Raw genomic sequence first — 21,179 nt, forward strand, 5'->3', positions numbered from 1 at the left:
GCCATAACCATAAAGTCACGGTCTGCTACAACATTTTATGTAACAAGGCCCGTAATGCCATTGGTTTTACCGGTTTTCGCAATAGCATAAAGCCCAGTTCCTCAATGCCCTGTTTTACCTCATCGGTATAGTCGGCAGTAATAACCAGACAGGGTACTGGTTGCTGCCATACCTGGCTGAAACCGGCCATCACGTCCAGCCCGGTCACTCCCTGGTCCAGGTGGTAATCGATAATCACCAGATCCGGGATTTCCCCGGCTAACGCTTTGCGTGCTCTGTTAAAGCTACTGGCTGTAACCACCTGATAGCCCCAGTCTCCCAGTAGCATCGCCATGCCGTCGATGATTTGCTGCTCGTTATCGACACACAGTATCAATCCGGAGCCACGGGTATTCTGGGTGTTTTCTTCTGGTGTGATGGATGCCAATGGGGCGATGGTTGTCGGAATGGATACGCTGAAACAGCTGCCTCGGCCCGGTTCTGAGATAACCTGTATCGGATGATCCAGCAGTAAACACAAACGCCGTACAATCGATAGCCCCAGCCCTAGCCCTTTGGTGTTGGCGGGGGTGTGCATGTCGGTGTCTGCACCAGTGCGTTCGGCTGCCAACCGGTGAAATTCCTCAAAAATCATATCCAGTTCATGGGCCGGGATACCAATGCCGGTATCTAACACCTGTATTAATACCTGCTGTTGCCGGCGACGACTGCCGACCAGAATCCGGCCTGTCCGCGTATACCGCAGGGCGTTACTCAGCAGGTTCTGGATGATGCGACGCAGTAACACCGGGTCTGAGTCCACGCCGATGCGGCTGCGGACATAGTGCAGTTCAATGCCTTTCTGGGCTGCCAGCGGGCGAAATTCTTCCACCAGTGAGTCCAGCATCTGATCCAATTCAAACTCCTGACGGCGCGGGCGGACGATATCGGCATCGAGCTTGGAAATTTCCAATAATTCATTCAGCAGCGATTCGGCCGAATGCAGCGACTGGTCGAGATGCTGCGCCACCGGCATGATTTCTTCCACCAGCCCCGGGCTGCTCAGTTGCCGGCGTTCCAGTTTGTTCAGGATCGATGCTGAAAACAGCGATGCGGAGTTGAGCGGTTGCACCAGATCATGCCCGGCTGCCGCCAGAAAGCGGGTTTTGTTGCGGCTGGCTTTTTGCAGGTCATGGTTCAGCTCGGTGAGCTTGTGGGTGCGCTCATCGACCCGTTGTTCCAGTACTTCGTTGGCGCTGCGCAGCTGCTCTTCAATATGACGATACTCGGTAATGTCGCTGTACACCGTGATGTAGAGGCTGTCGCCAATCGGGGTGCCACTCAGTTCAATCGAACGGCCGTCCCGGGTTTTGCGCACATAGTGCAGCTTCTCGCGCTGGCGTAATTCCTTGAAGCGTTGCGCGACGATGGCATCAACGTCCTGGTCGCCATAGCCGCCGGAACGGGCAATATGCCCCAGCAGTGCCTCCGCCGACTGGCCAACGTACAAGTGCCCTTGAGGGAAACCGTACAGGCTGGCAAAACTCTGGTTCCAGGCCACCAGCGTTAAATGCTCGTCGACCACGGTGATGCCCTGATTGAGGCTGTGCAGAATGGAGTTGAGCAGATCCCGGTTAAACAGCACCACCTCGGAAACTTCCTCAACCAGGTTGTTCAATGTGGTGTACTGGCCGGTGCCATCTTCGACCAGATTACGTAGCAGCAGCGCCGAGCCTTTGCGTCCAACCACCGAACTGAGCAAGCGGTCGGCTTCTTTGAGCATGGCTTCATCCACTTCGCCGCGGTGCAGAATCCGTCCTGTCAGCGGATTGCTGAAATCCTCAAAAAACGCACTGACCTTGGCCGGGTTAATAAAACGCTGCAACAAGGCGCGCAAATCCTGGGCATGGATGGCATAACGCCGGGTATTGATCGGTGCGGACGAGGCGGTACTGTAGACAAAGCGCTGAGCCTGTTCGGTATCGGCAAAGCTGGGCTTGTGATAGAGCGAGGCAATCACCAGCATCAGGGTATTCAGCATCAGGCTCCAGAAGGTGCCATGCACAATCGGGTTTAATTCCCCCAGCCCCAACAGGCCATGGGGTTGTAAGAATGCCAGTCCCCACGGGCCATCCAGCAGGGACGGATCGCCCCAGCCCATACTCGATGCAACCGGCAGAAACAGGGTGTACGACCAGACGGCAAAACCGGTACCAATACCCCAGTAGGCTCCCATCCGGTTGGCACCGTGCCAGATCATGCCGATCAGGATGGCGGGGGCAAACTGGGCGATGGCCACAAACGCCAGCAAGCCGATTTCCGACAGATTATGAAATTGCGACAACAGCCGGTAATACACAAACGCCAGCGCCAGCACGCCCACAATCGCCACCCGACGAATCAGCAACACCCGGGATTTGATGCCTGTCCCGTTACCCTGCCAGCCCAGCCGGATCAGAATCGGCAAGACAATTTCATTACACACCATGGTCGCCAGCGTGATGGAAGAAATAATCACCATCGAGGTACCGGCGGACAAACCGCCAATGTAAGCCAGCAGCGCCAGCCATTCCTGCTGAAAAGCCAGCGGTAATTCCAGCGTGATATAGGTGAAGGATTCCAGCATGTCCTGGTTCAGCGTTGCCGCCAGCCCCAGCGGTAACAAAAACAGGTTGATTGCCAGCAAATACAGCGGAAACATCCAGCGTGCCGCCCGGATATCCCGTTGTGAACGGTACTCGACAACCGCCACGTGAAAATGACGTGGCAAGGCAATAATGGCAATGGCTCCCAGCAAGGCATGGGTCAGATAAACACTGGGATCGGCATAATCGGTCAGGGTCTGCGCAATCAATGGGTCAGCCATCGCAGTACTGACCAGATCCGCAAAACCGTCGTACAGGCCATAGACGGCAAACAATCCCACTGCCATCAAGGCCACCAGTTTGACCAGGGATTCAAAGGCAATGGCCAGCATCATGCCTTGATGGCTTTCGCTGGAGTCGACCGTTCGGGTACCAAACAAGATACTGAAAACCGCCATGATCCCCGCAATAATCAGCGTCGGGTCGCTGAACCAGCGCAGCTCCACCGAGCTGGTCAGGGTAACCAGCTGGAAGCTGGCCGACACCGCTTTGAGCTGCAGCGCGATATAGGGCACTACGCCAAGCAAACATAACAAGGCCACCAGAATGCCAACGCCGCGACTGTGGCCAAAGCGGGCGGAAATAAAATCCGAAATGGTGGTGCTGTTTTCCTGGCGGGCAATCTGGATGATGCGGTCCATGACCTTCCAGCCGATGGTAATCAGAATAATGGCGCCGGTGTAGGTCGGAGCCAGAATCCAGCCATGGGTCAGCGCTTGCTGTACGGTGCCGTAAAATGCCCAGCTGGTGCAGAAAATCGCCAGTGTCAGGCTGTAGACATACGGCTGCCAGGAAGGCCGCATCCAGTGTGATCCCCATATCGCGATCACAAACAAAAAGCCGACGTACATCAGCGACAGCCCACCCACAAACCAGACCTGGTGGATCAGGCTATCCATAACGAACGCTCACGCTCACACACAGGCACAGGCCACAGACAGATTCAAACACACGTCCACACGCTGGTTGCCACAGGCGTTTTGCCGGTACAGAGGTCATTGTTATTGTTTTCCTGAAAACGTGAATCCGAGTCACTCTTTCTGACGCTTATCACCTTGTATACAGGTTGCTGGCCGCGCTCAACCTACTTTGGTAGGTGATGGCTAATTCCCCTACCAAAGAAGGGTAGGATGCCCCAGGTCGCCTCCCTATAGTTTTTCAGACACTCTGGCGAGCCATTACTCCAACCGATGGCAGCTCCAGTCACTGAAAAATAATAATCAGGATCAGGCTATGAAACGCACTCTTTCGACTCTGGTGGCTACCTCCGCGCTGGCGCTCTGCTGCACCGCCGTACAAGCCAAACCCATCTTGCTGAAAACCCCGATTGCCTTTGGTTCGAACCTGCCAGCACTGGGCACCCCGATTGCCTGGGTTGCCGACCAGTTACCACTGGTCTCCGGTGGCGAAGTCAAAATGAAACTGTATGAGCCGGGCAAACTGGTTGCACCGCTGCAGATCCTCGACGCTGTGTCTGCGGGCAAGGTCAATTCCGGTTACTCCATTGCCGGTTATTGGGCCGGCAAGATGCCTGCGGCGGCCATTTTCTCAACCATTCCCTTTGGCCCGGAAGCGCCGGAATTTGCGGCCTGGATGTATTACGGCAACGGCCTCAAGCTGTATCAGAAAATGTACGACGATGCCGGTTATAACGTCCATGTCGAGCCTTGCTCGCTGATCAGCCCGGAAACGTCCGGCTGGTTCAAGAAGCCTGTTAACTCGCTCGAAGACCTCAAGGGTCTGAACATGCGTTTCTATGGTCTGGGTGGTGAAGTGCTGGCCAAGCTGGGCGTGTCGACCTCGTTGATTCCTGGCGGTGAGATCTTTGGTGCGCTGGAAAAAGGCGCTATCGACGCGACTGAATTTTCACAACCGGCGATTGATCAGAAACTCGGTTTCTACAAGGTTGCCAAGCACAACTATTTTCCTGGCTGGCACCAGCAAGCCACTTTCTTTGAGCTGCTGATCAATGGCGACACCTGGAAAAGCATGTCCGACCAGCAACGCGCCGTTGTCTCTACCACTTGTAAGGCTTCCGTTACCAACTCGGTTGCTGAGTCTGAATTTATCCAGTTCGAAGCGATTCGCGCCAATATGGAAGAACGGGGCGTCACGGTACACGAATGGCCCAAAGAAATGCTGGATGCTTTCAAGGGTGCCTGGGATGAAGTGGCCGCCGAGCAGCGCAAGGACCCAACCTTCGCAGCGGTTTACGACGACCTGCAAACCTTCCGTACCAACTATCAACTGTGGTCCAGCCGCGCCTTTTTGCCGCGTGACTGATCTGGTCTGATTTGGTTACAGGCACCTTGCCGCTGCGAGCGGCAGGGTGTCTGTCAGACACTCTGTTTTGCTTTTGGCCGCAAGGTTTTATCCATCCGAACACTCCTCAGGAACTCCCATGAACCAGCACCCAGATACTCCGCCTCCGGTGCCTTTTGCCGATAGGATCGACCGGCTACTGATCCGGCTCAGTCAGGCCATTGCCTGGATTTTCGCCCTCCTGATGGTGGTGATTCTCACCCAGGTGATGTTACGGCGTGGCTTCAGCGCAGGCATGATTGCGCTGGAAGAGCTGCAATGGCATCTATACGCCATTGGTGTCTTTGCCGGTGTGCTGTATGCCCAGGCCAACAACAGTCACGTCCGGGTCGACGTACTGCACAGTCATTTCAGCCCGACCACCAAACATGTGGTCGAAATTCTCGGGCTGACGTTGCTGTTATTACCGTTCCTGATGCTGGTGTTTTATCACGGGCTGGATTTTGTCTATCAGTCCTGGCGTATTAATGAACGCTCGATTGCCCCTGCCGGATTGCCCTGGCGCTGGCTGATCAAAACCCTGATTCCCGTCACCATGGGATTAATGATTATCGCGACGCTCAATCGTATCGGTCGCGAAGTGGTGCTGTTGCAGCGCCAGCGGAGTGGAGGTCAGTGCCATGGAAATTAATGAAATCCTGATCATCGCCATGTTCGCCAGTTTTATCCTGCTGCTGTTTACCGGCTTTCCGGTGGCCTGGGTGCTGGCGGGTGTCGGCACCGTGTTTGCGTTGCTGGCTTATCTGTCGGATATGTACCTCGATACCATTATCGGCATCGACTTTACCTCGGTCGGGCTGGTGGTCGACCGCACCTACAAAATCATGGATAACTGGATTCTGGTCGCGTTGCCGATGTTTATTCTGATGGGCAACCTGCTCGACAAATCCGGCGTGGCCGAAAACCTGATGAAATCCTTCCAGGCGCTGTTTGGTCGGGTGCGGGGCGGACTGGCCATTACCGTGGTGCTGATCGGGATTATTCTGGCCGCTTCCACTGGTATTGTTGGTGCTTCCGTGGTGCTGCTCGGAGTTATGTCCTTACCGGCCATGCTGGGTCAGGGTTATGAGAAAACCGTCACCGTGGGCACCATCGCCAGTGCTGGAACGCTGGGTATCCTGATTCCGCCCAGCATCATGCTGGTGATTATGGCCGACCAGCTGGCGTTATCGGTTGGCGACCTGTTTATGGGGGCCGTCATGCCCGGTCTGCTGCTGGGCGTGCTGTACATTGTCTATATTCTGGGCTGGGGCCTGTTCAAACCGGAATCGATGCCGCTGGATGACAATATCCAGCCAGTGACTGCCAAGGTCTGGATCGATGCAAGGCCGTGGCCCCAACGCTGGCCATGATTCTGGCGGTACTCGGCAGTATTTTTGCGGGCATCGCGACGCCCACCGAAGCTTCTGCCGTGGGTGCTGCTGCTGCCATGGGACTGGCCTGGCAAAACAAACGCCTGAGCATTAAGGTGATTCGGGAATGTCTGCACGATACGCTGAACGTCAGTGGTTATATTTTTGCGATATTTATCGGTGCCACCATGTTTGCGCTGGTGCTGCGGGAGCTGGGCGGTGATGAATACATCGAGTCGCTGCTGACCTCTCTGCCATTTGGCCCATACGGCATCATCCTGTTTATTCTCGGTATTGTTTTCTTGCTGGGCTTTATTCTCGACTGGATCGAAATCACGCTGATTATTCTGCCGCTGGTTGCGCCGGTGATCAGTGCGCTGGATATCGCGATTAATGGCTATGGCGTGATGGATGACCCGACACTGGTGTGGTTTGTCATGCTGGTTGCATTGACCTTGCAGACATCATTCCTGACACCGCCGGTGGGTTTCTCGCTGTTTTATTTAAAGGGTGTGTGCCCGCCCGAAGTCAGCCTGACAACCATCTATAAAGGTGTTATTCCGTTTATCTTGCTGCAACTGACAGCCCTGGCGCTGCTGATTGCTTTCCCTGGACTGGTTAACTGGTTCCCTGCTTATATCTACGGGCCGTAACCCCTGATCGGGTAGCCTTGCTGTCAGGTGAATATCTGATAGCAGGCTACCTTTTTTCTTCCGCTTCTCTTGCTTCTCTTGCTTCTCATCCGCTTCTCTTGCTTCTCCCTCTCTATTTATTCTCCATTCTCCATATATCTCTGTATCTCTGTATCTCTGTATCAGCCTGGCTCCTGGCTCAGCAGCCAGGCAAATTTTGGGCGCAGCCGCAATGGCCGTGCCGCAGGTGTAATTTGCTGGCGGCACGGGTTATGGGAGCTAACCGAGTCAGGACAGACAGATGATATGGGCGGCAGGCTCTGCCGCGTACAGCTCGGCAACGGTATCGGCACGATTGGTTAATACCGCATTTTGATTGATGGAGCCTTTGTCGGTAATTTCATGGGCATCCAGCTGTGGTGGCCGGGCTTCAATGACCAAGCGCTGAACCCGGTTGGAGCTGCCGGTTGACGAGGCAGCCATTTCAGTGAGCAGGCGTCCGAAGACCTCGCGGGTGCGGGGGTGTGATACCAGCTCGCTGGCGCTGGCGTCGGCGGGCAGTTCCGTTAGCTGATGCAGTTGCGACAGGTCGGGGAAGACCAGTATCGAAATATAGCCCCGGTCGCGGCCCGCAATCACCAGGTCTTGCACGTAGGGCGCGCAATGGTGGATTACAAACGGTCGCAGACTGCCGACGCTGACCCAGGTGCCGGTATCCAGTTTGAAGTCTTCCGACACTCGACCATCGAAGTAAAATCCCCGATCGGGCTGTTGTTCATCAATAAACTTGAGGGCATCACCGAGACAGTAAAAGCCTTCTTCATCGTAAGCGGTGGCGGTTTTCTCCGCATCGCGCCAGTAGCCCGGAGTAATACTGAGGCCACGAATACGTGCTTCAAGCTTGCCGCCATTGGGCACCAGTTTGATGTCGGTACCCGGCGCGGGTACTCCAACCACACCGGAAGCGCACTCTTCTATTGAAGCGAACAGCGCCGCTGGGCCTGTCTCGGTGGAGCCAAGGCCCGTCAGCATCGGGACTTTTCTACCCGTATGCTGAATCGCCAGTTCATCCAGTGCATCCCATACATGCTGGGCCAGACCGGCACCGGCGAAGTACATGACGTTCAGGTGGCGGTAAAAGTTGGCGGCGACATCGGGGTTGTCTTTCAGCCCCTGGGCCAGTAATTCAAAGCCTTTGGGCACGTTAAAATACACCGTCGGCGAAATATCGCGCAGATTGTCGAGCGTGACTGGCATGGCTTTGGGGACAGGTTTGCCCTGGTCGATATACAGTGAACCACCGTTGAACAGCACCAGGCCGACGTTGTGGTTGCCGCCAAAGGTGTGGTTCCAGGGCAGCCAGTCGACCACCACCGGCGGTTGCTGTTGTACAAAGGCCAGTACACTGGCGAGCATGGCCTGGTTGGCGCAGAGCATTTTATGGGTGTTGATCACCCCTTTGGGCATACCAGTGGAGCCGGAGGTAAAAAGAAATTTGGCGATACTGCTGGCACTGACGGCCCGGTTGGCCTGATCGACGGCATCGGTCACTGTGGTGTTGATCAGGGTATCAAATGGGGTCAGTACTCCTTCCAGACCGTCGTTGCCGTGGGCAGATACAACCGCGACTACGGGCAAACCGGGTAATACGGCATCAATGGCATCACGGTATGGTCCGAGGTTGTCGGCAAATACCAGTCCCGGGGTCAGGGTTTCGACGATATGGCGCAGCTTGCCAAAATCGGTAGAAATGGTGGAGTAGGCCGTAGAAACAGGAGCATAGGGAATACCGACGTACATGGCAGCCAGTGCCAGCAGCAGGTGTTCGCTGCTGTTGCCCGACAGAATCACAATCGGCCGCTCCTGACTCAGGGGTTCGCCGTCGATGCGCAGATCCAGTAACCATTGGGCGATGGCCCGTACGCGGCGGCGGGTGTCGGCATAGTTAAGGGTTTGCCAGTGCTGGTGGTCGGTACCGGCCTGGGGGCGCTGGCTGACAAACGGCCGCTCCGGGGTCTGTGTTGCCCAGTAGTCCAGGCGGTCGGTAATTCGTTCCGGATAGTCGCACAGCTCTCCGACCGAACGGATAATGCGACTGCCATCTTCGCGGTGTTCAACATCGACCCGATGGGTCACGACATGGACAGGATGAAAATCGGCAAGCATGTTGAGGCTCCATGATGCACTTTTTATGATTATTTGCATCGAGTGTGAGTTGTTATTGGTTGGTCATGCTGGCTGCCGGGTTTATCCGGCGGCGTTAAAGTCGAAATCTTTCAGGCCGTTATCGGCATCAGCTACTGTGGCTAAGAGCGCCTGGATACGGGGCATCTCATGGGCAAAATAGAAGCGGGCCTGGGCGATCAGGTTGCGATGATAGTCGGCATCACTGTCGCCGCGTATACAGGCCTGATCGGCCAGTAAAGCCAGCTGCCAGCCAACGCAGAGTATTCCCAGTGCGTCGAGCAAAGGCACAGACCCGGCATGTAAGCGAGTCTGCTCACTTGTCTTGTTGGCGCTGTCGAGCAGGGCTTCTAGCTGGTTCTGCATCGCCGCGACGGAATGAATCAGGTTGCTCTGTAATTCAGCCAATGGCGTCGCCAGTCGATCGGCATCCTGGTGGATATGCCGTAGCAGGCACCGCAAGGCGGTTCCCTTATCGGCCAGTATTTTGCGGAATAGCAGGTCGCGTGCCTGAATGCCGGTGGTGCCTTCGTAAATGGTGATGATGCGGGCGTCGCGCATAAACTGGGCAATACCGGTTTCTTCAACAAAACCCATGCCACCAAATACCTGCAAACAGGTGTAGCTCATCTGGTTGCCCTGTTCGGTGCCAAAGGCTTTGAAGACCGGCGTCAGCAGGGCAATTTGCCCCCGCAGTTGCTGGCGTTGCTGCTCATCGCTGCTGTGTTCAGCCAGATCAATCCAGGCTGCCAGCAGATACCCCAGTGCTCGCAGACCCATGGTCTGGCTGCGCATTGTCAGCAGCATACGCTGCACATCCGGGTGCTGGTTGATGGTGACCCGGGTGCCGTTCTGGTAGTGACTGCCCTGACTGCGCTCCTGGGCGTAACGCAGGGCGTGCTGGTAACTGAGTTCACCAAACCCGACCCCTTGCATGCCGGTGCTGAGACGGGCTTCGTTCATCAGTACAAACATGGCCATCAGGCCTTGGTTTTCAGCGCCGATCAGCTCGCCAATACAGTCGTCGTGGTCGCCATAACTTATCGAACAGGTGGGGCTGCCGTGCAGACCCATCTTGTGTTCAATGCCGCTACAGACCACATCATTGTGTGCACCCAGTGAGCCATCAGCTTCGATGCGGTATTTCGGTACCGCAAACAGGGAAATACCGCGACTGCCTGCCGGTGCATCCGGGGTACGGGCCAGCACCAGATGGATGATATTGGCAGCCATGTCGTGCTCACCATAGGTGATAAAAATCTTCTGCCCCTTGATGCGATAGTCGCCATTCGCCAGCGGTGTGGCTTTGGTGGTGGTCGCAGCCAGGTCGGAACCAGCACCCGGTTCGGTCAGCGCCATGGCGATGGTCCACTGGCCACTGGCGAGGGGTTCGAGATAACGCTGTTGTTGTGTGGCGCTGCCAAAGTGCCGCAGGATATCGCTGCCACCCTGGTTGAGGGCGTGGAACATCACAAAAGCCAGATTGGCCGATAGCCACATCTCGTTTACTGGCTGGGCGATAAACCGGGGCAGTGCCTGCCCTCCCGCGGCTTCTGTCATGGCCAGCCCCATCCAGCCGTTATCGCAGAACTGTTGGTAAGCTTGTTGCCAGCCCGGTGGGGTGATGACGGTGCCATTGTCGAAGCGGCAGCCTTGCTGGTCGCCCACCTGATTGAGGGGTGACAGTACCCCAGTGGCAAATTTGGCGGCTTCGGCCAGAATTGTATTGGCGAAATCAGGGGTCATCTCAGCCAGTACCTCGATCTGGTCCAGACCTGTGTGCTGGCGTACCAGTTCGAGGGTAAACTGCATGTCTTTTAAGGGTGCCAGATATTCACTCATTGCCACTCTCCCTATTTTGCCGCCATGCGGATCGCGCCATCCAGACGGATGGTTTCGCCATTCAGCATGCAGTTTTCAAAAATCTGCTGCACCAGTTGGGCAAACTCGTCCGGCTCCCCCAGTCGTGCTGGAAAAGGGACTGCAGCGCCGAGGGATTGCTGCACTTCGTCGGGTAGTACCGCCATCATGGGGGTTTTGAACAATCCCGGGGCAATGGTCATTACCCGAATACCGAAGCGGGCCAGTTCCCGGGCAATCGGTAGCGTCATGGCGACCACTCCGGCCTTGGATGCGGCATAACCGGCCTGGCCAATCTGGCCATCAAAAGCGGCGACAGACGCGGTATTGATAATGACGCCACGTTCACCGGTGGCTTCCTGTTCGTTGTGTTGCATCTGGTCGGCACACAGGCGAATCATATTGAAGGTGCCGAGCAGGTTAATATTCAATGCTCTCTGGAAAGAGGACAGCCGGTGAGGCCCTTCGCGGCCGATAACACGCTCAGCCCCCGGAATACCAGCGCAGTTAACCAGTCCGAAGAGGCTGCCGAAGCGTTCAATACCTTGATGAATGGCGCTGGCTACGGCGTCTTCTGCAGTAATATCGCAGTGACAAAACAGGCTGCTGCCCGGGAAGTCCGCCGCCAGCCGGGTGGCCAGTCGATTACCGGTTTCGGCATTGATGTCGACCAATGTCACGCGAGCGCCCTGGCTCAGCAGACGGCGGGCAACGGCTTCTCCGAGGCCAGAACCGGCACCGGTGACCAGACAATGTTTATTGGCAAGATTCATGGATCACTCCTTCTTCACAAAATTGGATGCAACGACTCGGGTTCATAAACAATCGAACGGGTGTCAGGATGATTTTTTGCGATTAAGAAAGGCGTCGATCCGTTCTTTGACCTCGCCACTGGTCTGGGTCATGCCGGTCAGCAACGATTCGGTAAACAGGCCGTCGTCGCTGGCCATATTGTTGATACGAGCCAGACCGGAAGCCATTGCCCAGTTGGAAAGACGGGAATTACTGGCGATGGTGGCGGCCAATTCCTGGGCTTTTGCCAGGGCGCTGCCCTGCGGCACAACATAATGAGCCAGCCCCAGACGTTCCCCGTCGCTGGCTGAGAGTGTGCGACCCGTCAGCATCATCTCGGTCATGCGGCCATGGCCAATGGTCTGAGCCACCCGGACAGAAGCGCCACCACCAACAAAAATACCGTGGCGGCCTTCGGGCAAGCGGTAGAAAGTTGTCTCGTCGGAGACCCGGACGTGGGCACAAATCGCCAACTCCAGACCACCACCAATCACGGCACCATGCAGCGCCGCCACAATCGGAATACCGCTGTTGCTGATATGGCTGAAGACGCGGTGCCACATGCGCGAATGCACAACCACTTCAAATGGTTCTCGGGCGGTATGTTCCGACAGGTCGAGGCCGGAGCAGAACTCCGGGCCGTTGCCTGAGAACAGTACGACGCTGACGTCCTTGGGCATATTGATAAAGACCTGTTCGATCTCCAGGCACAGGGCATCGTTGATGGCGTTCTTTTTGTTTGGGCGGTTCAGGGTCAGATGGCCAATATGGTTGTCGACACGGAACGTCAGGTGTTGATAGTTACTCATGAGCGGGCCTCTCCGGCGTTATTGTTGTTAGTTATCCGCTGAAACCAGTCATTCGGATATTTGTTGTTTTTAAATATAGTTTATACGTACAACAGTTTGCAACCCATAACTTCGTCATATCAACAGGTGATGTCAGAGAGGCGAAAAACACGCTTGGTCATTAATGGGTATGAAATCAACTGTTGTTGACATAAACAATTTGTCGGGACAAACTCATTGACGCAAGGTGACAGGCCTGTGTCGGCCAGCCTTGAACGAACCAATAAAAATAAAAAGGTATGAATCATGAAAATCAAAAACCTGCTGGTTGCACTGGGTGTGACGCTGGGCAGTCTGACGACAGCTTTCCATGCCCAGGCGGCAGAACCGGAATACACCTTCAAGCTGCATCATTTTCTGCCACCCATGGCGATGGCTCATAAAAAAATTCTGCAACCATGGGCCGACAAGGTGATGAAAGAATCTGGAGGACGTATCAAGATCGACGTCTTCCCGGCGATGCAACTGGGTGGTAAACCGCCGCAGCTACTCGATCAGGTCCGTAAAGGGGTGGTGGATATTTCCTGGACGGTGGGAGGCTATACACCGGGCCGTTTCCCGAAAGCCAGTGTGTTTGAATTGCCCTTTATGGCAGCCAGTGCCGAAGCCACCAGTATGGCGTTGCAAGAATATGGCGAAGAAGAAATGCAGGACGAGCTGAGTGATGTACACGTACTGGCGCTGCACACCCATGCCCCCGGCTCCTTGCATTCCCGGGGCGAGCTGCTGAAAACCTCGGCGGACGTCAAAGGCTTGAAACTACGTGCGCCGAACAAAGCCATGGCGGAAGCGTTCGATATCATGGGCGCGGCACCGGTCTTTATGCCAGTGACACAAATGTCGAGTGCCCTGTCGAAAGGTATTCTTGATGTGGCCGCCTTGCCGTTCGAAGTGGTTGTCCCGATGAAAATCAACCAATTGACCAATAACCATACGCTGGTCAGTGGTGATCGTGGCCTGTATACCCAGTTTTTTGTGTTCAGTATGAACAAAAAAACCTATGCCAAACTGCCTGCCGAGCTGAAAAAAGTCATCGATAATAACGCAGGAATAGAGCTGTCTCGCCATATCGGCAGCTTGTTTGACCAGTCCGAACAGGCCGGGTATGACATTACGGCTGCAGGGGGAAATCATTTCTATACCTTGCCGGCATCGGAAGCCGCCCACTGGAAAAAACAGATGCAACCGGTGACGGATGCCTGGATTAACGATATGACGGACGACGGCCTGAATGGCCAGGCCCTGTACAACAAAGCCAACGCGCTGATTACCAAGTACCTGCAGCAAACCGGTTCCTGAGTGTTTGCCGGTACTGTGACCGGCGGCTCGGCTATCCACACTCTTTAGGGTAGGGATAGGGGCAGCCGTCAGTTTCGGGTAAATGATGTGTGGTTTGAGAACGGTTTAACAAACAACAATTGCCCGGAGAACAATTGTTGTTTGCTATACTGACGGCTGTGATTATTTTTTACTCCGCAGCCTTTGGGCTGTTCCGACACCAGGCATCTTATGGCAACTTCTGGCTCATCTTCTGATTCTCTCGATTTTGGTATTTTGCACGATCTGATTGGCTATCGCCTGCGTCGCACCCAGCTGGTTTTTTTTAACCGCTTTGCGGAAGCCTGCACCGATCTGGGTATCAGCCCCGGCCTGTTTGGGGTACTGGTGCTGGTAACGCGTAATCCTGGCCGCACCCAGACTGCCATTGCCCAGGCATTGGGTAATGATCGTTCGGCCATGGTAGCAGCGGTCGACAAACTGGAAAAAATGGATCTGGTCGAGCGCCGTCCATCCCTGAATGATCGCCGTTCCTATGCACTTTATCTGACCGAACACGGCGAACGTTTTTATCAGACCATTGAAAACCGGGTGAAAGAACAGGAACGTGCGCTGGAAGCGCGACTGGAAGCCGGTGAAAAAGACCTGCTGATCGATATGCTCGCCCGTCTGTGTCAGCCGGACTCTCACGACAATACCTGATGTTCATCCCATCGTTGCGGAAAGGAACGGACTTGCGTCATGGCACGCGGATGAAAAAGACCTTTTAATTGATATGCACCAACGGCTTTGTCAGTCTGGACATCACCGCGAAGGGCGATGGCTGTAAAGCCGGGTAGCGCTCTCGTTATCGATACTGAACAGACTCACAAAACAGACGAAGAGGGTGGCATGTCCGTTTCCCTGTTGTACGTCAGCGGCGTTGAGCTGCAAGCCTGGATTGACGATCTGGCACGATTACGCATACAAGTATTTCGGGAATATCCCTATCTGTACCAAGGTTCTGCTGCATACGAGCGGCAGTATCTGCAGACCTATACCGGTTCTGGTGCGGCAATGGCGATCCTGGCCATTGATGATTGTTTGCCGCCGGGTCAACAGGTTATTGGTGCTTCAACCGGCATCCCCATGGGTTATGAAGACGCTGCCTTCCGACAGCCGTTTGAACGGGCCGGAATGAATACCTCCCGGCTGTTTTATTGTGCTGAATCGGTGTTGTTACCCGCTTACCGTGGACAAGGAATCTATCGCGGATTTTTTGCCGGACGGGAAAAGCACGCACGGAGTCAGGGCTGCTTTGATGCCCTGTGTTTTTGCGCCGTGGTACGACCACCGCAGCACCCGCTGAAACCGGCCGACTATCGGCCGCTGGATAAGGTCTGGCAGCACTTTGGCTACCGGCCATGCCCGGATCTGATAACGCATTACGACTGGCAGGATATTGATCAGGATGCCGCCAGTGCCCACCCCATGATGTTCTGGATGAAATCACTGTGACTACAAACACTGCGACTACCTTGCGCGTTGCAACCGCCGCCTACGAGGTTGGCTTTCTGGCCAGTTTTGCCGACTGGCAAAAAAAAATATCGGCTTTGGTGGCAGAAGCCGCCGAGGACGGTGCGAAAGTACTGCTGCTGCCAGAATATGTATCGCTGGAACTGACCTCGCTGTTTCCTCCGGCGGTGTACCAGTCACTGAAGCAGCAACTGATCGAGCTGCAAGGGCTACGAGTACCATTTGTGGCCGAATTTGTGCGGCTGGCAAAGCAACACCAAGTGGTGATCGCTGCTGGCACCTTCCCGGTCGGGTTGGCAACGGTGGCGGGCTGGGAACAATACGTTAACCGCTGTTATCTGTGTTACCCCTCGGGTGAAGTGCACTGGCAGGACAAGCTGCAAATGACCCGTTTTGAACGCGAGCAATGGGGCATCTCGGCAGGGGATGAGTTGCGTGTTTTTGATACACCCTTTGGCCGACTGGCGATCAATATCTGTTACGACAGTGAATTCCCGCTGTTTGCCCATCAGCAAGTGGCCCAGGGGGCCGATCTGATTCTGGTGCCTTCCTGCACCGATACACTGGCAGGGTACCACCGGGTACAGTTGAGCTGTCGGGCACGGGCGTTGGAAAACCAGTGCTTTGTGTTGCAGTCCCCCACGGTGGGTGAGGCGGCCTGGTCTCCGGCAATTGATGTGAACTACGGTGCTGCCGGTATTTACTCACCGGTGGATTATGGTTTTCCGGATGACGGCATCATCACCCGCTTACCCACCAACCAGCCGGGCTGGTGTTATGCCGACCTGGATCTGGCTGAACTGGCCCATGTGCGCAAGGCGGGCCAGGTGTTCAACTATCGCGACTGGGATGGGCAATACCCGTTTGTAACTCCGCCTCTTGCCGATAAGCCAACGGAATAAGCCGGCAAGACAGATAACGGCTGCGACCCTGGTGCGTAGTCCGCTTCAGGGTCTCGTCTGGGGCTAGATGCGGTGATTATCCGGCAACCGATGTTTTGGGTGACGCCAGGGTACGCACGGTAAAGCCGAACAACGCCGCCGCCAGCATCATGCAAATCATCGCCTTGGGTGAGCCGTCCGAGAAGCTGCTGACCACCGACCCGGCAATCCCTCCACTGGCAAAACCCATGGCACCCACCAGCGCTGTGGCGGTACCGGCCAGGTGAGGGAAAAATTCGGTGATGGACGAGGTTGCATTGGCGACCACAAAGCCATGACTGCCGACATACAGCATCAGCATCAAGGTTAACAGCCAGACCGACAGTTGGTCGAACAGGAACACATAGCCGATCATCAGCAGCGCCATGGTGATCTGGATTTTCTGTCCGATACCAATCAGCACCGGTGGATCAAGCCGTTTCAACAAGTGCAGATTGACCTTGCTCATCGACAGCATGGTGAACACCACACAGCCAAATACGAGGGGATAAACGGTTTCAGTCAAACCAAAATAGCCCATAAAAATACCCGGGGATGAGGTGACAAACGACAGCATGCCAGCGTATGCGCCACAGGTTGAGGCGATAAACCCCCAGACCCGCGGATCACCCAGCACCTGCCAGTAGTTACGCAGCGGATTACCTCCGGTACGGACTTTGCGGGTTTCCGGCAAGCGGTAATAAAACAGCGCAATCAACAACAGGGCATACACCAGCAAAAAGCCGAAAATGGCATGCCAGCCCAGCAGTTTCAGAATAAACATCCCCAGCAGCGGCGCAATCAGCGGCGCAACCATCATGACCTGAATAACCCGGATCATGGCCGAAGCACCTTCACGGCCACTGGCAAGGTCGCGAATAATCGCGGTGCTGTTGACGACGGCGAGTCCACCGCCGAGGGCCTGCACGGCCCGGAAGACCAACATTTCATCCAGCGATTGCGACAGCAGGATACCGCCGGCACCGACAGCAAAAATGGCCAGCCCGGTAATCACCATGGTGCGACGACCATAACGATCCGACAACGGCCCACCCAGCAGTTGCCCAAGGCTGAAACCCATCAGAAAAACACTGACCGACAGTTCAACCTCGTGCAGTGATTTACTGAACTCACTGGCGATCACCGGTACTGCGGATAAATAGATATCAGTGCCCAAAGGCGCCAGCGCTGTTAACGCTGAAAGCATTAACAAGAAGCCAGGGGTCAGGCGAGCCGTCATAGCAGACATAATTCTCCGGAAAGACAAAAAACGTACCACGCCGGTTGGATAACCACGAGCGTTGGCAATAAATTCAGATAGAACGCCGAGAGCTGCTCGACATCCGGACGATGGCCGGTGTTATAGGGCGACCTCGTCACCGACCGCTCGTGCAGCATAAAAAACGCAGGCTGGATTCAGGAAGAAGGGTGCCGGATCAAGTAGCTGGCGAAAACACGCTGTTCCCACCGATGGTTGTTATCAACCGGCTGGAGAAACAGAGACGCGACCATACAGTATGAAGCTTAATGCTATCAATAGATGTTCCCGGTATGAATTGATCCGTAATCGACAACAATAACCATTCTGTTCAACAAGCCTGTTTAGCCAGGGAGAATTGGCGTTAATGGCCCTGATGGCTGGTGGCTAGTGGCTGGTGGCTAGTGGTCTCGATATGGGGTCTCGATATGGCTGGCATAGTAATCAGCCGGTGCGCCAGTGCAAGTAGCCAGTGCAAGCAGCCGGAGTATAGAAGCCGGAGTATAGAAGCCGGAGTATAGGAGAAGAGAAGGGGATTCAGTAACAGAGAGAACGCTGGCGATCCGATCAGCCCCATCCCTGGGGCGTAATATCACGATACCGCTGAAAATACCCGGGCAAAGCTGGACTGCTCATGAATATCAATCGGCAGCCGCAGCTTGCGAGAGATATCACTGGCGGAAAACAACCCACGAATAGTGTGATTGTCTTGATCAATCACCAAACAATGTTGCTGGTGATTGTCTTGCAGGAAATTCACCACATTCCCAATCGTCGACTTATCCAGCTCGGCATAATCCAGCGCCACCAGATCTTTTTTGCGTACCATCAGCTCCGCCACCAGCACTTCTTTCAGGCTGCGCAAGCCGGTATTGGCCGCTTGCAACAGAACGTACTGATCGGATAGATGCTCTGCTCCAATAACGCCCAGAAACTGATTGTGTTCATCCACCACCAGCTTCAGGCGTACATGGGTTTTGATCATCATGTTGCGGGCTTCAAGGGCAGTCATCGAGGCATCAACCACCATGGGCTCATGGTCGATAAAATCGGTAAAAACCGTCTTGGCAGGGCTATTCATGGAGATACACACCGGTTTTTCCGGGAAGGCCAGATCATCAATACTCTGGACGGAATGCAGGGTCAATTTGCTCATAAGAAATACTCCACGGCCTGTGGCGCACAGCGGCGTCCCAGTCAGGCCAAATTCTGATTGTTGGGTACAAAAACGTCAGGCGTTGTCCAGGCCACTCCGTACGGGAGCCTGGGAATCAGAATGAAGGAGGGCCACGCGCCCGGAGGCTATCGCGCTGACGTGTCCGATAACCCGAGAGCGGGGCAAAGAACAAGACGGCGGTCAGGACCAGAGTGAGCAGTTGAAAAGGGGAAGCGACGCTGAAATAGTGGCGATCGTTATCATGATCCAGCAGGGCTGGCAGATCGCTGAAGGTGAGCTGGTTACTCCAGAGGACGTTGTGCTCGCCCCGGGTATCCAGCAGATTGAGTGCCCCTAACGTACCGAGCAGAGCAATACAGACACAGAGGCGCAGCATTATGCGACGATTGATCATGTGCTCCCCCTGTTGAATACGTGATGGTGTACTGCTCCAGTATAGACAGATAACTGGCATCAGGTTCAGTACGAGACGCATTAAAACAGGACAACCTCTCCGCGTGTATCCACCGCACCGTCACGGCCCTGGCGGGCACAAGCTGGCCACCGGCCTAGCCCAAATCACCACCACCAACCGGAATCACCGAACCGGTCAGGTAAGACGACTCATCCGACGCCAGAAACAGAATCGCATCGGCTTGCTCCTGCAAGGTGGAATAACGTTTCATCAGGGTTGAGTCGACGGTCTGGTCGACAATCTGCTGATACCAGATGGCTTCCTGTTTGCTTTGCTTGTTGGTGTTGCGGGGAATTCGGCGTGGGGCTGCATCAGTACCGCCCGGTGCGGTGGCGTTGACGCGGATGCCGTATTCGGCGTTCTCGAATGCCAGGCAGGCCGTGATGGCATTGACGCCGCCCTTGGCAGCCGCATACGGCACGCGATTACGGCTTCGGGTGGCAATGGACGACACATTCACAATAGTGCCGCTGCGTTGCGCCTGCATGGTATCGAGCACCGCATGACAGCCCCACAAGGTCGGGAATAACGAGCGGCGGATTTCTTTTTCAATCTGGGTCGGCTTGTAGGCTTCATAGGGTTTGGCCCAGATGGTGCCACCAACGTTATTCACCAGCACATCGACCCGGCCCAGCTCCGCAATGACCGAACGAATGGCGTCGTTGGCACTTTTGAACTGCTCCAGATTGGCGAGCCGGTGAATGGTGTTGGGTGAGCCTGCGGCAAGACAGGCTGCAACCACTTCTTCGACGATAGGCGACAGATCGATCAGCGCCAGTATTGCGCCTTCCGCCGCCAGGGATTCCGCCACCGTCCGGCCAATACCCTGAGCGGCACCGGTGACAATAACAACTTTATTTTCAAAACGAGAGGGACGCATAAAAGGTGTTCTCCTGAAGCGGGGCGATGTGCCAGACACACCGCCACAAACGGGCGCGGATCAACTGGAAGCAAATTTCTCGTAATAGAAATTCACCGGCTGGATGCCTTTGTCGGTGATAAAACCGTTGACGGCGTCGACCATGGGTGGTGGCCCGCAGAGGTAAATATCGAGGTCGCCGTGGTGTAATACGGCGTCGTTCATATGATGGGTTACAAACCCTTTTACCGGGTACTCTGCCTCCGGGTTGGCGGCACAGGCGGTAAAACTGAAGTTGTCGATGCGGGCTGCCAAGCCTTCCAGAGTGTCCAGTTCAACCAGATCGCTGTCGTTGGTAACGCCGTAAATCAGATGTACGGGTTGCGGGCAGCCATCGCGTTCGAGTTTTTCCAGCATCGCCAGAAACGGCGCCAGACCGGTACCGCCCGCCAGCATCAACAGCGGACGTTTGACATCCCGCAGGTAGAAGCTGCCGAACGGGCCGCGCAAGGTCATGCTATCGCCCGGCTTGGCGTCGTGGGTCAGCCAGTGGCTCATCAAGCCGTCCGGTACCACCCGCACCAGAAACGACACTGCGCCGCTGTCTGCCTGCACCAGCGAGCTGAACGAATAGGCCCGGCTCTGATCGGTGCCAGGTACTTGCAGATTGACGTATTGCCCCGGCAAAAAATGCAGGGCACGAACCTGATCACTGGCCAGGGTAAAGCTGAGGGTAGAAGGTGACAGCCGGTCAAGTTCGACCACCTCGGCATGAATATCCGCCATCTGGGTCTGTACACACAGGGATGACAGCGCCGGGACGTTAATCACGCAATCCGTTTCTGCCACCATGCAACAGGTAAGCACCTTGCCTGCTTCTGCTTCCTGCTCGGACAGGGCGTCGTCTATGTAATCGTCCATCTCGAACTGGCCGGATTCCCATTGGCATTTGCAGGTACCGCAGGCACCGTCTCGGCAATCCATCGGAATATTGATTTGCGAGCGGTAGGCGGCATCGGCCACGGTTTCGCCCGCCATGGCGTCGATAAAACGGGTAACTCCGTCTTCAAAATTGAGGGCTACTTTGGGCATAGCGGTATCTCC

At 55.3% G+C, this 21,179-nt stretch carries 18 protein-coding genes; 8 read left to right on the top strand and 10 right to left on the bottom strand.

The annotated features are described in order from the left end of the window. Positions 1-25: 25 nt before the first annotated feature. Positions 26-3,523, bottom strand: coding sequence for a PAS domain-containing hybrid sensor histidine kinase/response regulator (locus Q8W24_RS11280; protein ID WP_305475336.1), 3,498 nt, complete (start codon positions 3,521-3,523; stop codon positions 26-28). A 334-nt stretch (positions 3,524-3,857) separates the two neighbouring features. Between Q8W24_RS11280 and Q8W24_RS11285 the strand changes: the two genes are divergently transcribed. The 4 genes from Q8W24_RS11285 to Q8W24_RS16935 all read left to right on the top strand — a co-directional run bounded on the left by Q8W24_RS11285 (position 3,858) and on the right by Q8W24_RS16935 (position 6,951). Then, positions 3,858-4,907, top strand: a complete 1,050-nt coding sequence (locus Q8W24_RS11285; RefSeq protein ID WP_303433530.1) for a TRAP transporter substrate-binding protein — start codon at positions 3,858-3,860, stop codon at positions 4,905-4,907. Between the two features lie 118 nt (positions 4,908-5,025). Then, complete coding sequence (locus Q8W24_RS11290; RefSeq protein ID WP_303433533.1) at positions 5,026-5,577, top strand: TRAP transporter small permease subunit; 552 nt, start codon at positions 5,026-5,028, stop codon at positions 5,575-5,577. Next, entirely contained in the window at positions 5,567-6,298 is a 732-nt protein-coding gene (locus tag Q8W24_RS16930) for a TRAP transporter large permease subunit (protein ID WP_370693325.1), read from the top strand. The genes Q8W24_RS11290 and Q8W24_RS16930 overlap by 11 nt, the downstream gene beginning before the upstream one ends. After that, on the top strand, positions 6,277-6,951 hold the full coding sequence (locus Q8W24_RS16935) for a TRAP transporter large permease subunit (protein WP_370693326.1): 675 nt from the start codon (positions 6,277-6,279) through the stop codon (positions 6,949-6,951). Before Q8W24_RS16930 ends, Q8W24_RS16935 begins: the two co-directional genes overlap by 22 nt. 267 nt (positions 6,952-7,218) lie before the next feature. On the opposite strand, the gene Q8W24_RS11300 is transcribed toward Q8W24_RS16935, so the two are convergent. The 4 genes from Q8W24_RS11300 to Q8W24_RS11315 form a co-directional block, all read right to left on the bottom strand. Next, complete coding sequence (locus Q8W24_RS11300; RefSeq protein ID WP_305475337.1) at positions 7,219-9,096, bottom strand: feruloyl-CoA synthase; 1,878 nt, start codon at positions 9,094-9,096, stop codon at positions 7,219-7,221. Between the two features lie 81 nt (positions 9,097-9,177). Further along, positions 9,178-10,956, bottom strand: a complete 1,779-nt coding sequence (locus tag Q8W24_RS11305; RefSeq protein ID WP_305475338.1) for an acyl-CoA dehydrogenase — start codon at positions 10,954-10,956, stop codon at positions 9,178-9,180. A gap of 11 nt (positions 10,957-10,967) precedes the next feature. Continuing rightward, positions 10,968-11,747, bottom strand: coding sequence for a 3-hydroxyacyl-CoA dehydrogenase (locus Q8W24_RS11310; protein WP_303433540.1), 780 nt, complete (start codon positions 11,745-11,747; stop codon positions 10,968-10,970). 63 nt (positions 11,748-11,810) lie between these two features. Further along, complete coding sequence (locus Q8W24_RS11315; RefSeq protein WP_303433542.1) at positions 11,811-12,575, bottom strand: crotonase/enoyl-CoA hydratase family protein; 765 nt, start codon at positions 12,573-12,575, stop codon at positions 11,811-11,813. Positions 12,576-12,860: 285 nt separating this feature from the next. Here Q8W24_RS11315 and Q8W24_RS11320 point away from each other — a divergent pair, with 285 nt between their 5' ends. The 4 genes from Q8W24_RS11320 to Q8W24_RS11335 all read left to right on the top strand — a co-directional run bounded on the left by Q8W24_RS11320 (position 12,861) and on the right by Q8W24_RS11335 (position 16,309). Continuing rightward, positions 12,861-13,913, top strand: coding sequence for a TRAP transporter substrate-binding protein (locus Q8W24_RS11320; RefSeq protein ID WP_305475339.1), 1,053 nt, complete (start codon positions 12,861-12,863; stop codon positions 13,911-13,913). Between the two features lie 210 nt (positions 13,914-14,123). Further along, on the top strand, positions 14,124-14,594 hold the full coding sequence (locus Q8W24_RS11325) for a MarR family winged helix-turn-helix transcriptional regulator (RefSeq protein WP_303433545.1): 471 nt from the start codon (positions 14,124-14,126) through the stop codon (positions 14,592-14,594). Positions 14,595-14,783: 189 nt separating this feature from the next. Further along, entirely contained in the window at positions 14,784-15,389 is a 606-nt protein-coding gene (locus Q8W24_RS11330; protein ID WP_305475340.1) for a GNAT family N-acetyltransferase, read from the top strand. Then, entirely contained in the window at positions 15,386-16,309 is a 924-nt protein-coding gene (locus tag Q8W24_RS11335; protein WP_305414603.1) for a carbon-nitrogen hydrolase family protein, read from the top strand. Before Q8W24_RS11330 ends, Q8W24_RS11335 begins: the two co-directional genes overlap by 4 nt. 76 nt (positions 16,310-16,385) lie before the next feature. Here the strand turns inward: Q8W24_RS11335 and Q8W24_RS11340 are convergent, their stop codons facing one another. The 5 genes from Q8W24_RS11340 to benC all read right to left on the bottom strand — a co-directional run bounded on the left by Q8W24_RS11340 (position 16,386) and on the right by benC (position 21,167). Continuing rightward, a complete protein-coding gene (locus Q8W24_RS11340) occupies positions 16,386-17,576 on the bottom strand; it encodes a multidrug effflux MFS transporter (RefSeq protein WP_303433550.1) in 1,191 nt (396 codons plus the stop codon). Positions 17,577-18,177: 601 nt separating this feature from the next. Further along, the gene (locus Q8W24_RS11345; protein ID WP_305414601.1) at positions 18,178-18,741 is read right to left on the bottom strand and encodes a CBS domain-containing protein; all 564 of its coding nucleotides are present in this window, start codon (positions 18,739-18,741) and stop codon (positions 18,178-18,180) included. Between the two features lie 115 nt (positions 18,742-18,856). After that, the gene (locus Q8W24_RS11350; protein WP_303433553.1) at positions 18,857-19,156 is read right to left on the bottom strand and encodes a hypothetical protein; all 300 of its coding nucleotides are present in this window, start codon (positions 19,154-19,156) and stop codon (positions 18,857-18,859) included. 154 nt (positions 19,157-19,310) lie between these two features. After that, complete coding sequence (locus Q8W24_RS11355) at positions 19,311-20,096, bottom strand: 1,6-dihydroxycyclohexa-2,4-diene-1-carboxylate dehydrogenase (protein ID WP_303433555.1); 786 nt, start codon at positions 20,094-20,096, stop codon at positions 19,311-19,313. 60 nt (positions 20,097-20,156) lie between these two features. After that, positions 20,157-21,167, bottom strand: a complete 1,011-nt coding sequence (gene benC, locus Q8W24_RS11360; protein ID WP_303433557.1) for a benzoate 1,2-dioxygenase electron transfer component BenC — start codon at positions 21,165-21,167, stop codon at positions 20,157-20,159. Positions 21,168-21,179 lie beyond the last annotated feature (12 nt).

The sequence above is a fragment of the Oceanobacter sp. 4_MG-2023 genome (assembly GCF_030689165.1).
Taxonomy (GTDB): domain Bacteria; phylum Pseudomonadota; class Gammaproteobacteria; order Pseudomonadales; family Oceanobacteraceae; genus Oceanobacter.

Excerpts from the sequence above, each read along its gene's own strand:
- Q8W24_RS11280 (WP_305475336.1), bottom strand. The coding sequence starts at position 3,523 with ATGGATAGCCTGATCCACCAGGTCTGGTTTGTGGGTGGGCTGTCGCTG.
- Q8W24_RS11285 (WP_303433530.1), top strand. The coding sequence starts at position 3,858 with ATGAAACGCACTCTTTCGACTCTGGTGGCTACCTCCGCGCTGGCGCTC.
- Q8W24_RS11290 (WP_303433533.1), top strand. The coding sequence starts at position 5,026 with ATGAACCAGCACCCAGATACTCCGCCTCCGGTGCCTTTTGCCGATAGG.
- Q8W24_RS16930 (WP_370693325.1), top strand. The coding sequence starts at position 5,567 with ATGGAAATTAATGAAATCCTGATCATCGCCATGTTCGCCAGTTTTATC.
- Q8W24_RS11300 (WP_305475337.1), bottom strand. The coding sequence starts at position 9,096 with ATGCTTGCCGATTTTCATCCTGTCCATGTCGTGACCCATCGGGTCGAT.
- Q8W24_RS11305 (WP_305475338.1), bottom strand. The coding sequence starts at position 10,956 with ATGAGTGAATATCTGGCACCCTTAAAAGACATGCAGTTTACCCTCGAA.
- Q8W24_RS11310 (WP_303433540.1), bottom strand. The coding sequence starts at position 11,747 with ATGAATCTTGCCAATAAACATTGTCTGGTCACCGGTGCCGGTTCTGGC.
- Q8W24_RS11315 (WP_303433542.1), bottom strand. The coding sequence starts at position 12,575 with ATGAGTAACTATCAACACCTGACGTTCCGTGTCGACAACCATATTGGC.
- Q8W24_RS11320 (WP_305475339.1), top strand. The coding sequence starts at position 12,861 with ATGAAAATCAAAAACCTGCTGGTTGCACTGGGTGTGACGCTGGGCAGT.
- Q8W24_RS11325 (WP_303433545.1), top strand. The coding sequence starts at position 14,124 with ATGGCAACTTCTGGCTCATCTTCTGATTCTCTCGATTTTGGTATTTTG.
- Q8W24_RS11330 (WP_305475340.1), top strand. The coding sequence starts at position 14,784 with ATGTCCGTTTCCCTGTTGTACGTCAGCGGCGTTGAGCTGCAAGCCTGG.
- Q8W24_RS11340 (WP_303433550.1), bottom strand. The coding sequence starts at position 17,576 with ATGTCTGCTATGACGGCTCGCCTGACCCCTGGCTTCTTGTTAATGCTT.
- Q8W24_RS11345 (WP_305414601.1), bottom strand. The coding sequence starts at position 18,741 with ATGAGCAAATTGACCCTGCATTCCGTCCAGAGTATTGATGATCTGGCC.
- Q8W24_RS11350 (WP_303433553.1), bottom strand. The coding sequence starts at position 19,156 with ATGATCAATCGTCGCATAATGCTGCGCCTCTGTGTCTGTATTGCTCTG.
- Q8W24_RS11355 (WP_303433555.1), bottom strand. The coding sequence starts at position 20,096 with ATGCGTCCCTCTCGTTTTGAAAATAAAGTTGTTATTGTCACCGGTGCC.
- benC (WP_303433557.1), bottom strand. The coding sequence starts at position 21,167 with ATGCCCAAAGTAGCCCTCAATTTTGAAGACGGAGTTACCCGTTTTATC.